The organism is Nakamurella endophytica (genome assembly GCF_014646215.1).
Taxonomy (GTDB): Bacteria; Actinomycetota; Actinomycetes; order Mycobacteriales; family Nakamurellaceae; genus Nakamurella; species Nakamurella endophytica.
In genome coordinates this window covers 32,208-46,454 of sequence record NZ_BMNA01000013.1, presented here as the reverse complement: position 1 = coordinate 46,454, position 14,247 = coordinate 32,208, and the positions used below count along the sequence as shown (strand labels likewise).

The window sequence follows — 14,247 nt, the reverse complement described above, 5'->3', positions numbered from 1 at the left end:
TTCAGTCCTCGGCGGGTATCGGTGTGAGCGGCGGGTGTCCGGTGAGGACGGCGAGGGCGTTGTCCAGCGCCTGCCGGCGGATGCCGGCCAGCGCCGGGACGCTGAACGCCGCCGAATGCGGTGTGACGACGACCTGGTCGAACTGCAGGAGCGGGTGGTCCGGTGGCAACGGTTCGGGATCCGCGACGTCCAGGGCGGCCGCGCCCAGCCGCCCGGAGCGCAGCGCGCCGACCAGCGCCCCGGTGTCGACCAGCGACCCGCGTGCGGTGTTGATCAGGACGGCGCCGGGCCGCAGTGCGGCCAGCTCCGCGGCGCCCAGCACCGGTGGTCCGCCCGGGACGCCAGGCACGTGCAGCGACACCCAGTCCGACCACTCGAGCAGGCTCGGCAGGTCCGAATGCCGCTGTACGCCGGCGGTCTCGAACACCTCCGCATCCTGGAACGGGTCGACCGCGGCGACCTGCATGCCCAGGGCGCGGGCGCGCCAGGCCACGGCTCTGGCGATCCGGCCCAGGCCGATGAGCCCCAGCCGTGACCCGCGCACCCGCGCCATCGGTGCCAGGTCCCTGCTACTGGGCCACGCTCCGGTCCGCACCGCACGGTCGCTGGCGACGACCTTGCGGGCCACGGCGAACAGCAGGCCGATGGTGTGCTCGGCGACCTCGTCGTCGGAGCCGCCCGGTACGTAGGTGGCGACCACGTGCCGGGCCGCCAGCTCGGCCAGGTCCAGGTTGTCGTAGCCGGCGCCGCAGCGGGCCAGCACCCGCAACCGGGGCAGCTCGTCGAAGACCGCTGCGTCGTACCGGCCGCCCCAGGCGACGACCGCCTCCGCGTCCCGCCCGCAGCGGCGGAACGTGGCCACCTCGTGGCCGTCGACCGGGACGAAGCCGAACCCGGCCTCGCGGACGCGGCGCACGTCGTCGTCCGACGGCGGGAACCGGTCGGCGTCGGCCCACAGCACGTCGGCGTTCACCCGCCCACCTCCCGGATCTCGGTCTCGGTCGACCACTGCAGCGTCTCGCCCGCCGCCAGTACGGCTGCCGTCCCCGCCCGCACGGCGTCGTCCACCGAGTCGGTCGGCGCGGTGGTGGGTTCCAGGGCGATCCACGGGTCACCGGGCCCGTCGGCGGGCCACGCGTCCCGGTTGACGCATATGCCCAGCCACTCCAGCGGTCCGCCGACGCGCCGAACGACCACCTCGCGGCCGAGGCCGTCGAAGGTCAGCGTGGCGCAGCCGCCCCAGCGCACGAAGACCTTGAAGTTCTCCGGTGGGCCGGTCCGGTCGACACGACTCAGGTCCGCACCGCCCAGCCGGGGCCACCGACCCGAGGTGTCCGGCGTCCACCGGTCCCCGAACGCGCCGCGGACGTCGCTGCCGTCGCGGAGTCCGATCCGTGCCGTCGCCGGCCACCGCCACAGCGGGTGGGCGCTGTAGAGCACCGGGGTCGGTGCGCCGCCGCCGTGATGCACCTCGACGTCGACGCGGACCGCGGCGCGGTCGGGTGCGAGACGGACGGTCTTCCTCGCCCGCAGCGGATGACCGTCCGGTGCGCAGGTCCAGGTGGCGGCGGTGGGGCCCGCCTCGAGCCGCGTCCATGGCCGGAACCAGAAGTCGCCGTGGTCCGCGGTGACCGGGGTGGCGGCGACGGACGGCAGGCATTCGTCCCAGCCGCCCCGGGTGCCGGCGGTGAACCGGATCCGGTCGGGCGGCAACTCCTCGAGATCGGGCTCGTGGCGGTCCGTCCGGACCAGCCAGTGCGTCCCCTCGGGATCCCGGACGTCGGTGATCCGCGCTCCGGTGCGGGCGACCTCGACGCGCAACCGGCCGTTGTCGAGCACCGTCGCGGTGCCGTCGGGAGTCATCCGCGCACCGCGAACTCGTGCCCGAGACGGGGGACCACGACGTCGGCGCCCGGCCGCAGCCGCCGGTAGAGGTCCGCGAACACTTCCGGGTCCAGCGTCGACCCCGGCCCGTACGCGCTCGCGGACCACATGCCGAAGTGCATCGGTACGGCTCGTCGCGGTGCCAGCTGGGCGGCGAGGGCAGCAGCCTCCCAGGCGTTCATGTTGCCGCCCGTACCGTTCACGCACAGCAGCGCGACATCGATCGGCTCGCCACCGGCGGCGGCGACCACCGACCGGTCGTAGTCCGTGTCGCCGCTGTGATAGGTGCGGGTGCCGGCCAGGTCGACGAGGAACCCGACGGCGTCCTCGGTCAGGAAGCCCGGCACGGCATGCCGGGCCGGCACGGCGATCACCGAAACGTCGCCGTGACGCACGCTTTCCCCGGCACGGATCGCCCCTACCGCGGCGGGATCGATGCCGGCGCCGATCAGCCGCGCTGCGCACGACGGCGGGACGAGGTACCGGGCACCGGCCGCCACGAACTCCGCGGCCGAGTCCAGGTCGAGGTGGTCCTCGTGCCAGTGCGAGACCAGTACCAGGTCGGCGCCGAGCTGTGCCGGACGGACCGGCGCCTCGACCGTCCGGTGCAGACCGTGGACGCGCAGGCACAGGTCGCTCAGGTACGGGTCGAACAGCACGCAGGTCTCCCCCGAGCGAAGGGCGAAACCAGCCTGGCCCAGCCAGTGCAGCGTGGGTGACAAGAGGTCGGACACTGTCCACTCCTCGGCTCAGAGGATCCGGGCGGTCAGGCCGCCGTCGGCGAGCAGGGCGGCGCCGGTCACGAAGGACGACCGCGCCTCGAGCAGGAAGGCGACCACCTCGGCGACCTCGTCGGCAGCGGCGATCCGGCCCAGCCGGGTGAGGTCGTCGGTCAGTCCCAACGCATCCGGGGAGCCGGCCGCAGCCAGGGCGTCCCGGGTGATCCGGGTGTCCACCGATCCCACCAGGACGGCATTGGCCCGGATGCGGTCGCGTGCGTAGTCGACGGCGACCTGGCGGGTGAGACCCGCGATGCCGGCCTTGCTCGCGGCGTAGGCGCCCTGTCCGGGTGCGCCCGCCACGGCGTGCACCGACGAGACGGTCACCACGGCACCGCCGCCGGCGGCGCGGACGAGGGGCAGGGTGGCCCGCAGCGTCAGGAACGCGCCCACCAGGTTCACGTCGAGCACCCGGCGGAAGTCCTGCAGCGACACGTCCTCCAGGCGGCGGTCCGGGGGATAGATGCCGGCGCAGGCGACGACGCCGTCGAGCTGGTCGAGGGTGGCGACGGCGGCCCCGACGGAGCCCTCGTCCGTCACGTCGCACTCGATGTAGTCCAGCGCGCCGCCCAGTTCCGCCGCCAGGCGGTGCCCGTCGGCGGCGTCCAGGCCGACACCGGTGACGGTGGTCCCACGACCGACCAGGGTGCGCGTCACCGCTGCGCCGATGCCGGTGGCTGCGCCGGTGACCAGGACGTGCGGCCGGCTCACGTGGTGATCGCTTCGTCGGCCGGGGTCACCCGGGCGATGGAGGCGAGGATGCGTTGCTCGCTGCCGTCGCCCTTGGTGAACTCGTCCACCAGCCGACCGGCCGCCAGGACCAGGAAGCGGTCGCACATGCCCAGCAGCTCGTCCAGCTCGCTGGAGACGACGACGAGAGCGGCGCCGCGCTCGGCGAGGGTGTTGACCAGTCGGTAGATCTGCGCCCGGGTGCCGACGTCCACGCCCTTGGTGGGTTCGTCGAGCAGGATGACCGACGGCTCGGGCAGCAGCGTCCGGCCGATCAACAGCTTCTGCTGGTTCCCGCCGCTGAGGTGCTCGACGCTGCTGTGGATGCCCGGGGTCTTGACCTCCAGGTCGCCGATGACCCGCCGACCCACCCGGCGCTCTCCGGCGAAGTCGAGGAAGCCGCGGTGCGAGACCGACCCGAGCGACCCGATGGTGATGTTGCGCAGTGCCGACATGTTGAACAGCAGGCCGGTCCGCTTGCGCTCCTCGGTGAGCATGCCGATGCCCGCAGACCTCGCGTGCCGCGGATGGCCCGGCCGCACCTCCCGGCCGCCCACCGTCACGGTGCCGGTGCGCGGCACGGCCCCGAAGACGCCGGCGAGCAGCTCGCTCCGGCCGGCGCCCAGGAGCCCGGCGATGCCGAGGATCTCGCCCTGGTGGACGTCGAAGGAGACGTCCTCGACCCGGGCGGACGACCCGCGCGCGGGGCGGACGCCGAGGTTGCGGACGGACAGTGCCGTACGGCCGCCCGGATACCGGCGGCCCGGGAACAGGTCCCTGACCTGGCGGCCGGCCATGGCGGTGACGATCCGGTCGGCGGTCAGGTCGCTGCGCGAGAGTTGTTCCACCACGCGCCCGTCGCGCAGCACGGTGGCCCCGTCGCAGAGATCGAGCACCTCACGCACCCGGTGCGTGATGTACAGGATGCCGAGGCCGGTCGCGGCGAGCCGGCGCAGGATGTGCCCGAGCGCCACGGCCTCGGTGTCCGTCAAGGACGTGGTCGGCTCGTCGAGGATGAGCACCTTCGGCGTCAGGGCGAGCGCCCTGGCGATCATCAGGAGTTGCCGTTGGGCGGCCGACAGCACCGACACCCGGGTGCGGGGCGCGATGGTCATGCCCAGCTGGTCGAGCAGCGTCCGGCATCGCCGGTCGGCGGCCCGACGGTCGAAGCGGAGCCCGCTGCCGAGATCACCGACCAGCACGTTCTCGGTCACCGTCAGGTGTTCGACCACGTCGATCTCCTGCGGGACGTACCCGATGCCCAGCTGTCGGGCATCCTGCGGGCGGGTCAGCTGTACCGTCGAGCCGTCGACCTGCACCACACCGGTGAAACTGCCGGCACCGTGGACGCCGGTCATGATCTTGACCAGCGTCGACTTGCCGGCGCCGTTCTGACCCAGCAGACCGTGGATGGACCCTGGCTCCAGCTCCAGCGAGACGCCCTTGAGGACGGTGGTGGATCCGAACGACTTCACGACGTCGGTCACCCGCAGCGCCGGACGGTCGGTCATCACCCCTCCTTTCTCGCATCGGTGCGCATCGGCGCTCGGTACTGCGGATCAAGGGCCCGGGACGGACCCGGCCGGGCCCGTCCCGGACCCGGTCAGACGCCGGCCTTGTCGAGGATCTCGTAGTACGGGGCCAGGCCGTCCTTGGTGATCACTGGGGACGGGAGCACGTTGGCGTAGGGCACGGACTGCCCGTCGGCCAGCGCGCCCGCCAGCTCGACGTCCTTCTGCGCCTCCGCGAACAGCGGTTGGGCGACCAGCCCGTAGACCTGACCGGCCTTGACCAGGTCGAGGTTCTGGCGGGTGTAGTCCATGCCGATGATCGACAGGTTCTTGCCGGCCGTCCGTTGCGCGCCGGCCCAGGTGGCCGGTCCGCCGCCGGTCGTCGAGAAGGCCGCCACCACGTCCGGGTTCGCCTGGATCACGCCGACCGCCTTGGCCTGCGCGGCGGCCGGGTCGAAGCCTTCCAGCACCGGGTCCAGCACCTTGACGTTCGGGTACTTCTTCTTCATCTCGTCGGTGAAGGACTTGGCCATCAAGTTCTCGGCCGTGTTCGAGCTGCCCTCGCTGACCGCCACCGTGCCGGTGCCGTTGATCTTGGCGCCGATGGCGTCCGCGGCATTTGCGCCGGCGGTCGGGATGTCTTCAGCCGCCGCGGCCTTCAGGCCGGGCACCGACCCCTCCGGCGGGATGACGTGCCAGGTCACCACCGGGTAGCCGTCCTTGCCGAGCTTGGCGATGAAGCTGTCGATGCCGGGATCCGCGTCGTACACCGCGATCGCGTCGAACTTGGTCTTGACCATCGCCGCCTCGGCCAGGGCGACGGTCGCGGAGATGTCGTAGTTGGTGGCACTGGGATTGCCGACCAGCGTGCAGGTGTAGTGACGCTGGTTGCAGGCGTCGGTGAAGCCGGCCTGCATGATCTTGTGCACGGGGTGGGTGAACAGCGGTTGCACCCAGAGGATCGACACGGGCTTGCCGGAGGCCGTGGCCGTGTCGCTGCCGGACGACGCCGCTGATCCGCCGCCGCCGCCGCCGGAGGCCGTGGCGGCCGAGCTCCCGCCGGTCGCCGACGCGGTCGAGCCGGAGGTGGCCACCTCCGACGTCGTCGACGACGCCGAGGACGCCGAGGACGCCGAGGACGCGGAGCTCGACGCTCCCGACGAGGCGGTGCTCGAGCCGCACCCGGCGAGCACGACGACGGCGGCCGCCGCTGCCAACGGACCTGCGATACAGAGCTTCATTGCTTTGTCCTCCTCTGGACAGGACACGCGGGATCACAGCGATGGGCACAGATGGGGGTGGAGCGCCGTCCGTCGTGCTGCGACGGGCGGGACGGTCAGGTCTCGCCGGTCGCCGCTCGGTCGGCTGCTTCGGGGGCGGGTGCGGAAGCGGCCGCGGTGGCCGTGGGTTGCTCCGTGGGCTCGGTGTCGGGGAGCCGCCGTCGCCACACGTCGAGCCCGACGGCCAGGACCATGATCGAACCGACGGCGATGGTCTGCCAGTTGGGGCTGATACCCACGACCACCAGGCCGCTTTGGACGACCTGCAGGAGCAACATGCCGACGGCGCCACCGACGACCGAACCGACGCCACCGAAGAGGCTGACGCCGCCGACGACAACACCGGCGATCACCAGCAGCTCCCACCCCTGGCCGATCGAGGTGGTGCCGGAGCCGAGGTTGCCCATCAGGAACAGTCCGCCGGCGGCGGCGAGCGTCCCCGAGAGCACGAAGGCGCCGATCTTGTACCGCTCGACCCGCACCCCGGACAGCCGGGCGACCACCGGGTTGCCGCCGACCGCGTACATCGTCCGGCCCGGCACGGTGACCCTCAGGAACAGGTCGCCGAGGATCGCCACGACGACGAAGAAGGCGAACGACCAACCGAGCCCGAACAGCGGCGTGGCCTGGCCGATGTCCGAGACGACCTGCGGCAGGGGATAGATCGGCTGACCGTCGGTGATGACCTGGGTCGCGCCCTGGGCGACGAACAGCATGCCGAGGGTGGCGATGAAGGCGGGGATGCGCAGCCGGACGACGACGACGCCGTTCACCAGCCCGATGAGCGCGCCGACCAGCAGCCCGCCGAGCACGGCCACGGCGACCGGGATGTCGTGGTGCGCCATCAGATCGGCGGCGACGATGGCGCTCAGACCGGCCGTGGAGCCCACCGACAGGTCGAACTCCCCGCCGATCAGCAGGATGATCTGGCCGACGGAGATGATGCCGAGGTAGGACAGGGCGGAGAGGATGGCCCGGACGTCGGCCGCGGACCCGAAGGCCGGCTGGATCAGCTGGAACGTCACGCACAGGATGACCAGCGCCAGGATGACGCCGGCCTCCCCGGCCGCCAGGACCCGCAGGACGCGGTGGCGGGTGCCGCGGCCACGGGAGCGTGCGGTGCTCACAGCAGGCTACCTCCGTTGGCGCGCAACACGTGTCCGGTGACGAAGGATGATCCGGTGCCCAGCAGGAAGAGCACGCAGTCGGCGATCTCCTCCGGGGTGCCCAGTCGACCCAGCAGGGTGCGCGAGGCCACCTGGTCCGCCGTGGCGGAGCTGCCGGCGGCCAGGCCCGCGGTGTCGATCGGCCCCGGCGAGATGGCGTTGACCCGGACCCCCCTGGGGGTCAGCTCGCGTGCCAGCGACTTCGTCAGCGCGATGACCCCGCCCTTCGCCGCGGCATAGTGGGCAGCCGGTGAGATGGAGCCGTACTCCCCGGCCGTCGAGGCGAAGTTGACGATGCTGCCGAAGCCCTGCGCCAGCATGACGTCCGCGACGACCCGGCAGCAGACGATCGCCGTCCGCAGGTTGGCGGTGATCACGTCGTCCACCTCCGACATGTCGAGCTCGTCGAAGGCGGTCGACCGCCAGAGGCCCGCCACGTTCACCAGGCCGACGACCTGACCGTGGTCGGCTCGGGCCTGCTGCACCCAGGCGGTGACATCGGCCTGGTCCGCGGCGTCGCCGGCGCTGACGGTGACCCGACCGGACCCGATGGCGGCCAGATCGGCGGCCAGGTCCTGCAACCGGGAGTCCTCCCGGTCGAGCAGGCTCACGTCCTGACCGGTGCCGTGCACCGCCCGCGCCACGGCACGACCGATGCCGCCCGTCGCCCCGGTGATCAAGACCGCGCCTCGTTGCACGTCCGCTCCGCTCCGCTGCTGCCTAGCTGCCTGACAGGTAGCGACTATCAGTCATCGGCGCGGTGGTGTCAAGGCCGGATCAGTGGCGGGTCGAGGGGGTGGTCGCGCCGCCGAGCGTCGGATGACTGAAATTGCGCAGCAACACATCTGGTGGGAAGAGCTTCCGGCTGTCGGCCAGATGGGCGGCCATGGCCGCCGCCGCACGTTCGGCGTCCCGCTCCACGACGGCCGTGAGGATCATTCCGTGGCCCTCGAGGCCGAGCGGAACACCCCGCGGTGACCGATGGCTCTCCATCACACCTTCGACGATGGTCCGCACCAGCGGTAGCAGCAGCGCCGGCAGCATGGGGTTCTTGCTCGCCCTGGCCAGCTCTACGTGGAAGCCGACGTCCGCAGCGGCATAGGCGGCCTTGTCGCCACGGCTCCGACCCATGTCCTCGAGATACCGGGACAGCAACAGGTGGTCCTGCTCGTCCGACCGCAGGGCGGCCAGCCGCGCCGCTGCCGATTCGATGGCTTCCCGAGCCTCGTAGAGATGGTCGACGGTGAGGACCTCGCGCTCCGTGAGGCTCATGTGCCGCTCCAGCGCCGCGGACACGTGGCCGACATCCGGATGCCGGACGAAGGTGCCGCTGCCGTTGACCGTATGCAGGTACCCGCGGTCCCGCAGCAGTGCCAGTGCTTCCCGCACCACCGGACGGCTGACGCCCCACTGCTCCCCGAGGGCCGCCTCGCCCGGGAGCTGGGTGCCCGGCGGTAGCTCGCCGTCCTGGATCTGTCGGGTCAGTGCGTCCACCAGGCCGTCGAGCAGGGTCACCCGGGTCAGGCGTCGTTCCGTCATCGCTACTCCCGTGACCTGACATCGTGCCGGACCGCTGGCACGGCCCGCGCCTGTTGCTCGGCACTGTACCTGTCAGACAGCTTTGCGCATCTCCGTCGTCGCCGGGCCCGGCCGGGCCGTGCGTCGGCCGCCGGGCTGACGACCTAGGTCTATGTCGCCGGACCTGCCGGAGGCGTCATCCTGGCGCCGTTCGGCTCTGGTAGAGGGACGTCGAGGGAGCAGGAGTCGCCGTGCAGGCAGGTCGAACCAGGTCCGCCCGCCGCCCGGGTCGCCGGGCCGCGGCGGCGCTCGCCACCGCGGCCGTCCTCGGCCTCGTCTCCGGGTGCACCCAGGACAGCGGCGCCGCCACCACGACCGCATCGTCGTCGACGGCATCCTCGGCGTCCGTCACGGTCTCCTCGTCGGCGGCGTCCTCGGCTCCGGCCTCCTCGCCGGCCGTTGCCTCGTCGGGCACTTCTCCGTCGTCGGCCACCACGCCGTCGTCGACCCCGGCGTCCTCGTCCACCCCGGCGTCCTCGGCCGGCACTCCGCCGTCGCAGGGGCCGGACCGCGCAGCGCGTCTCGACCAGGCGCTGGCGGAACTGGTGGCCATGCCGGGCGGCCCGCCCGGCGCCATCGCCGTCGTCCAGGTCGGTGACCGGCGCACCGTGCACACCGCCGGCTACGCCGATGTCGCGAAGAAGACCCGGCCGACCGCCGACGACAGCATGCGGATCGCCAGCGTGGCGAAGGCCTTCAGCGGGGCCACCGCTCTCGCCCTCGTGCAGGCGGGCAAGCTCTCGCTGGACAGCACCCTCGGCCGCGTCCTGCCCCAGCAGCCGAAAGCCTGGTCCGCGGTCACCCTGCGCCAGCTGCTGAGCCACACCAGCGGCGTGCCGGACTTCCTCGGGTCGCCGAAGTTCGCCGAGCTCTACCAGCGCGACCCGGACCACCCCGCCAAGCCGGCCGCACTGATCGCCACGATCGCCGACCAGCCGCTGGCGTTCCCGGCCGGCACCCGGTACGCCTACTCCAACAGCGACAACATCCTGGTCGGGCTGATGATCGAGCGGGTCACCGGACAGCCGTACGCACAGGCGCTCTCGACCTGGGTGCTGCGGCCGCTGGGCCTGGCGCACACGTCACTGCCGAGCGCGATCGAACTGCCCGCGCCCTACATCCACGGGTACGACTGGGCACCGCCGGCCCCGCTGGAGGACGTCACCGGCGGTCTGGCTCCCGGGTGGGCCTGGGCCTCCGGCGGTGTCGTCTCGACCCCCGCGGACCTGACCACGTTCGTCCGCGCCTACGTCGGCGGCAAGCTGTTCGGCAGCAAGGTCCGCGCCGCCCAGCAGGACCTGTTCATCCCGGCCGGTGAGTCCGGACCGCCAGGGCCGGGGTTCAACTCGGCCAGCATGGCCCTGTTCCGCTACCAGACCGAGTGCGGGACGGTGTACGGCCACACCGGCAACACCGTCGGGTACACGCAGTTCATCGCGGCGTCCCCGGACGGCACCCGGTCGGCCACGGTGTCGATCAACCTGCAACGGACGGACAAGTCGCAGGATCAGGACGCGGCGGTGTTCACCGGCCTGCAGCGGGCGGAGCTGGCGGCGGTGTGCATGGCGCTCGACGGCGCCTGAGCCTCCACCACCCGGTCCCGACACCGGGAAGCGGCCGGCGCGAGAGGCGGTCGCCCACCCGCGCCGGCCGCTGCGCACCGATCAGTCCAGCAGCGACGCCGTCTCCTGGCTCAGGTACAGGTGGGCGTTCGGGTGCTGCTGCAGGATCGACGCCGGCACCATGAAGGTCACCGGCCCCTCCAGGATCTTCTTGACCACCGGCGCCTTGTCGACCTCGTGCACCAGGGCGATCACCGTCTTCGGCTTGAGCAGCGCGTGCATCGTCAGCGAGATGCCGTAGGTGGGCACCTCGTCGATGGACGGGAAGATGCCGTTCTTGCTGATCTGACCCCGGGTGGTCTGGTCGAGCAGCACCACCCGGGTGATGTCCCGGGTGTCGAAGTCGGCCGGCGGGTCGTTGAAGGCCAGGTGGCCGCTCTCGCCGATGCCGACGATGCAGACCTCCGGCTGGAACCGGTTGTAGATCTCGGTGTATCGCGCGAGCTCGTCCTCGACCGGTTCCGCCGCGCCGTCCATCGGCAGGAACTCCTTGGGCCCGACCTCGTCCAACAGGTGCTTGCGCATCCGCTGGGCGCCACTGGCCGGGCTGTCCCAGCCGATGCCCATGTAGGTGTCGACGTGCAGGACGGTGATGCGCCCCCACTCGATGTCGGTGCGCCGCTTCAGCGCGCCGAAGAACGCGTCCTGGGCCGCGCCCAGGGCGAGGATGACGCCGATCTCGTCCTTCTCGGCGAGCTCGGCCCGGACCGCGGCAGCGAACTGGGCCGCCGCCGCCTCACCCAGTTCGGTGTGCGTGTCGGCGATCGAGACCGCCAACTCGCCGTACGTGCGCTCCTGCATCATTTCCTCTCCGCGGCGGACCACTCCGCCGTCGCTTCAACGACCGGCCGCGGGTCGCGGTCGGTGGAACAGACCATCGGGACGACGACCGGGAGGTCCCGGTGCCGCGTGTCCTCAGCTGCCGGTGGGTCCCCGTTCGGTGACCCAGCGCAGGCTGTGGTGCACCTGCACGCCGAGCTCCTCCTCCATGGTCACGAAGCTGTCGCCCAGGACCTCGTCGAGTCGCACGTGGTCGCGTGCCCGGAGGGCGTCCATCTGCCGCCCGTGGACGGCGATCATCCGCTCGGCGTCGCCGACCTCGTAGGACAGCGAGTGGCGCATCGGGATCAGCTGCTTGTAGATGTTGCTGATGGTGCGCAGCAGGATCTTGTTGCCGGCCGCGTGCGCGATCCGGCGGTGGAACATCCCGTCGGCACGTTCGACCATCACCGGGTTGTCGGCGTGCCGCCCCATCATCCCGATGGTGGCCTCGATGCGGTCGAGCTCGTCCGCGGACGCGTTCTCGGCCGCCAGGTGCACCACGATCGGTTCGACCAGCCGCCGGGTGGCGACCAGCTCGCTGACGTGGTCGACCTCGTGGGCGATGTTCTGCGCCAAGAGGTTCACCGGGATCATGTCGCTGGCGACGAACACCCCGCCGGACTTGCCGGCCCGGATCTCCAGGACGCCGGACGCCTGCAGGATCTTGAGCGCCTGTCGCACGGTCGGCCGCGACACGGACATCTTCTCCGCCATCACGGACTCGTGCGGGAGCCGGCTCCCGGCCCCCAACCCGTTCGCATCGATCTGGTCGGTGATCTGCTCGATCACCGACTCGAAGGTCCGGTGCGCCTTGATCTCGTCGAACGTGACGTGCGACGACCAGGTCCCACGCTCGTTGGCCGGCTCGGCCATCGCCACCGCCCCCGTCATCCCCGACGGCCCGCCGACTGCAGGACCGTCCCCCGCTCCGCGGCGTGCGCCACGGTGGACACCGTGACCTCGCCGAGGAAGATCTCGTCCAATCCGGAACGGTAGACGGACAGCGCCCGGGGCAGGAACTGGGACGCCGCCAGCGCGATCGACCCGTTCAGCACGATCCGGACCGGGTGGTAGAACTTCGACACCATCTGCAGCACGGCACCCAGCTGCTGCGCGAAGATGTCGACCACCGCCGCCGCCGCTTCCTCCCCCGCATCCGCGCGGCGGAACACCCCGACCGCGTCGACCGCGCGGCCGGTGCGTTCGAGGTACATCTCCCGGATGCCCCGGCCGCACACCGTCCGGTCGAGCGAACGCCACCCACCCATCGCGGGCACCGACACGGGCAACTCGGCGATCAGCCCGGCGGCGAACGCGCCGCGGAGCACGCCGCCGTCGTAGCAGCCCACCCCGATCCCGGTGCCGAGGTTCAGCATCGCGAACGGGCGGCCGTCGCGACCGGCACCGAGCTCGGCCTCGGCGACGGTCATCGCATGGATGTCGTCGTCGACGTGCACGGGCAGACCGACGTGCTGGGACAGGTAGTCGCCGAACGGGAAGTCGACCCGGCCACCCATCAGCGAGCTCCACACCACCTGCTGACCGGACAGCACGCCGTTGAGGCTGACCCCGACGGCTGCGACGCCCGGGGTGAGACGGGAGCGGATGAGCACGGCCAGGTCGTCGGCGAACCGCACCGTCCCGCGCCGCAGCAGGGCGGTCGGGACCTTCTCCGTGGCCGTCGGCGCCAGGTCGTCGTCCAGCCGGCACACCGCGATCTTCGTCCCGCCGATGTCGATGCCGAGCGCTCGGCTCACCCGGTCACCCGGTACCCGATCGGGGCCGGATCCGGGTCGGCCGCCAGGTGCAGGGCCTGCACCGGCCCGAGCTCGCCCAGGCCGCCGAGATACCGGACCTCCCAGCGGCCGTCCGGGAACAGCACCGGGACACCGTGGTAGGGGAGCACCCTGGAGACCCGGTTCACCGGGACGACCGCCAGGTTCTCCGGCTTCGGCGAGACCGTCAGCTTCAGCGCGCCCGGCGCGATCTGCTCCAGGTAGCCCGCGTCCCGCAGCCCCAGCGCCGCCCGGTAGGCGAAGAACTGCCGGTGCGACACCTTGTCGATGTAGTCGCGGGCGTACCGCAGCTCCGAGCCCGTCTGGTCGGGGTCGTAGGCGCGGGCCAGCACGGCCGGGTCGTAGTCCCAGGTCGGGACGGAGGTGCGCTGCGCCGCGTTGGTCGTCGCGTAGGCCGCCCGCACCACCGGGTCGCCGGTGTCCCACAGCTCGCGCAGCCGCTCCTGCTCGAAGATCCAGCGCGCCTCGAAGTTCGGGACGAGCTCGGCCATGTCGTCCAGGCTGTGGAAACCGACCCGGTCGCGGTCCACGCCCGACAGCTCGGTGATGGCGTCGATGCCGACGCGGTAGGCGGCGATCCGCCGCGGGTCGACACCCTGGCAGCGACCCAGGATGCCCTCCTCCAGGATGGTGAGCCGGGCGCCGGGGCGGTAGACCTGCCCGACGGCGTCGAGCACCGCCTGGAAGCGGCGCAGCATGAGCGCCTCGCCGAGATCCGGTGCCCGGCGGTCGGTCTTCAGCGGGTTGGGCACCTTGTAGGGGAAGGCCATGGTCACGAACTCGATCGGCTCGCCGACCGCGGTGAACCGGGAGAACCGTTCGATCCACTCGGCGGTGTGGGCCGGGATGAAGTCCGGGTCGCCGAACAGCACCTCGGGGTCGGTGAAGACGGCGAGCAGCCGCTCCTCGACCGATCCCGCCGACGGCGGGGTGATCGTCACGTCGTTGCCGGCCAGCAAGCCGTGCAGCTCGGCGGGGTCGAGCTCCGCGCGGTCGGTGACGACCGGCGGCGCCCAGACGGTGGGCAGCTGGGCGTTCACGTAGATGTACGGACTGGTGGGCGTGCTGGTGGTGGGCACT

At 71.9% G+C, this 14,247-nt stretch carries 14 protein-coding genes; 1 reads left to right on the top strand and 13 read right to left on the bottom strand.

All coding sequences use genetic code 11. The annotated features are described in order from the left end of the window. Position 1 precedes the first annotated feature (1 nt). The 9 genes from IEY37_RS18905 to IEY37_RS18865 all read right to left on the bottom strand — a co-directional run bounded on the left by IEY37_RS18905 (position 2) and on the right by IEY37_RS18865 (position 8,888). Positions 2-973 carry a 2-hydroxyacid dehydrogenase gene (locus IEY37_RS18905; RefSeq protein WP_188944420.1) on the bottom strand — a complete coding sequence of 324 codons (972 nt, stop codon included), beginning with the start codon at positions 971-973 and terminating at the stop codon, positions 2-4. Further along, the gene (locus IEY37_RS18900) at positions 970-1,863 is read right to left on the bottom strand and encodes an aldose epimerase family protein (protein ID WP_188944418.1); all 894 of its coding nucleotides are present in this window, start codon (positions 1,861-1,863) and stop codon (positions 970-972) included. Before IEY37_RS18900 ends, IEY37_RS18905 begins: the two co-directional genes overlap by 4 nt. After that, complete coding sequence (locus IEY37_RS18895; RefSeq protein ID WP_188944416.1) at positions 1,860-2,618, bottom strand: MBL fold metallo-hydrolase; 759 nt, start codon at positions 2,616-2,618, stop codon at positions 1,860-1,862. The genes IEY37_RS18900 and IEY37_RS18895 overlap by 4 nt, the downstream gene beginning before the upstream one ends. 15 nt (positions 2,619-2,633) lie before the next feature. Next, positions 2,634-3,374 carry an SDR family NAD(P)-dependent oxidoreductase gene (locus IEY37_RS18890; protein WP_188944414.1) on the bottom strand — a complete coding sequence of 247 codons (741 nt, stop codon included), beginning with the start codon at positions 3,372-3,374 and terminating at the stop codon, positions 2,634-2,636. Continuing rightward, a complete protein-coding gene (locus IEY37_RS18885) occupies positions 3,371-4,903 on the bottom strand; it encodes a sugar ABC transporter ATP-binding protein (RefSeq protein WP_188944412.1) in 1,533 nt (510 codons plus the stop codon). The genes IEY37_RS18890 and IEY37_RS18885 overlap by 4 nt, the downstream gene beginning before the upstream one ends. 92 nt (positions 4,904-4,995) lie before the next feature. Next, on the bottom strand, positions 4,996-6,144 hold the full coding sequence (locus IEY37_RS18880) for a sugar ABC transporter substrate-binding protein (RefSeq protein ID WP_229674642.1): 1,149 nt from the start codon (positions 6,142-6,144) through the stop codon (positions 4,996-4,998). 95 nt (positions 6,145-6,239) lie between these two features. Then, the gene (locus IEY37_RS18875) at positions 6,240-7,310 is read right to left on the bottom strand and encodes an ABC transporter permease (protein ID WP_188944409.1); all 1,071 of its coding nucleotides are present in this window, start codon (positions 7,308-7,310) and stop codon (positions 6,240-6,242) included. Further along, positions 7,307-8,047: an SDR family NAD(P)-dependent oxidoreductase gene (locus IEY37_RS18870; protein WP_188944407.1), complete on the bottom strand. Its 741-nt coding sequence runs from the start codon at positions 8,045-8,047 to the stop codon at positions 7,307-7,309. Before IEY37_RS18870 ends, IEY37_RS18875 begins: the two co-directional genes overlap by 4 nt. A gap of 79 nt (positions 8,048-8,126) precedes the next feature. After that, positions 8,127-8,888: a FadR/GntR family transcriptional regulator gene (locus IEY37_RS18865; protein ID WP_188944405.1), complete on the bottom strand. Its 762-nt coding sequence runs from the start codon at positions 8,886-8,888 to the stop codon at positions 8,127-8,129. 230 nt (positions 8,889-9,118) lie between these two features. On the opposite strand from IEY37_RS18865, the gene IEY37_RS18860 reads away from it, so the two are divergent. Beyond that, positions 9,119-10,510: a serine hydrolase domain-containing protein gene (locus tag IEY37_RS18860; protein WP_188944403.1), complete on the top strand. Its 1,392-nt coding sequence runs from the start codon at positions 9,119-9,121 to the stop codon at positions 10,508-10,510. An 81-nt stretch (positions 10,511-10,591) separates the two neighbouring features. Here the strand turns inward: IEY37_RS18860 and IEY37_RS18855 are convergent, their stop codons facing one another. The 4 genes from IEY37_RS18855 to IEY37_RS18840 form a co-directional block, all read right to left on the bottom strand. Next, the gene (locus tag IEY37_RS18855; RefSeq protein WP_188944401.1) at positions 10,592-11,353 is read right to left on the bottom strand and encodes a 6-phosphogluconolactonase; all 762 of its coding nucleotides are present in this window, start codon (positions 11,351-11,353) and stop codon (positions 10,592-10,594) included. Positions 11,354-11,464: 111 nt separating this feature from the next. Further along, positions 11,465-12,262 (bottom strand): FadR/GntR family transcriptional regulator, encoded by a 798-nt coding sequence (locus tag IEY37_RS18850; RefSeq protein WP_188944399.1) that lies wholly within the window; start codon positions 12,260-12,262, stop codon positions 11,465-11,467. Beyond that, positions 12,259-13,128, bottom strand: a complete 870-nt coding sequence (locus IEY37_RS18845; protein ID WP_188944397.1) for an ROK family protein — start codon at positions 13,126-13,128, stop codon at positions 12,259-12,261. The genes IEY37_RS18850 and IEY37_RS18845 overlap by 4 nt, the downstream gene beginning before the upstream one ends. Beyond that, positions 13,125-14,246: an L-tyrosine/L-tryptophan isonitrile synthase family protein gene (locus IEY37_RS18840; protein ID WP_188944395.1), complete on the bottom strand. Its 1,122-nt coding sequence runs from the start codon at positions 14,244-14,246 to the stop codon at positions 13,125-13,127. The genes IEY37_RS18845 and IEY37_RS18840 overlap by 4 nt, the downstream gene beginning before the upstream one ends. Position 14,247: the final 1 nt, after the last annotated feature.

What these genes read in the sequence shown, in the direction of transcription:
- IEY37_RS18855 (WP_188944401.1), bottom strand. Translation starts at nt 11,353, where the DNA reads ATGATGCAGGAGCGCACGTACGGCGAGTTGGCGGTCTCGATCGCCGAC.
- IEY37_RS18865 (WP_188944405.1), bottom strand. Translation starts at nt 8,888, where the DNA reads ATGACGGAACGACGCCTGACCCGGGTGACCCTGCTCGACGGCCTGGTG.
- IEY37_RS18850 (WP_188944399.1), bottom strand. Translation starts at nt 12,262, where the DNA reads ATGACGGGGGCGGTGGCGATGGCCGAGCCGGCCAACGAGCGTGGGACC.
- IEY37_RS18885 (WP_188944412.1), bottom strand. Translation starts at nt 4,903, where the DNA reads ATGACCGACCGTCCGGCGCTGCGGGTGACCGACGTCGTGAAGTCGTTC.
- IEY37_RS18900 (WP_188944418.1), bottom strand. Translation starts at nt 1,863, where the DNA reads ATGACTCCCGACGGCACCGCGACGGTGCTCGACAACGGCCGGTTGCGC.
- IEY37_RS18880 (WP_229674642.1), bottom strand. Translation starts at nt 6,144, where the DNA reads ATGAAGCTCTGTATCGCAGGTCCGTTGGCAGCGGCGGCCGCCGTCGTC.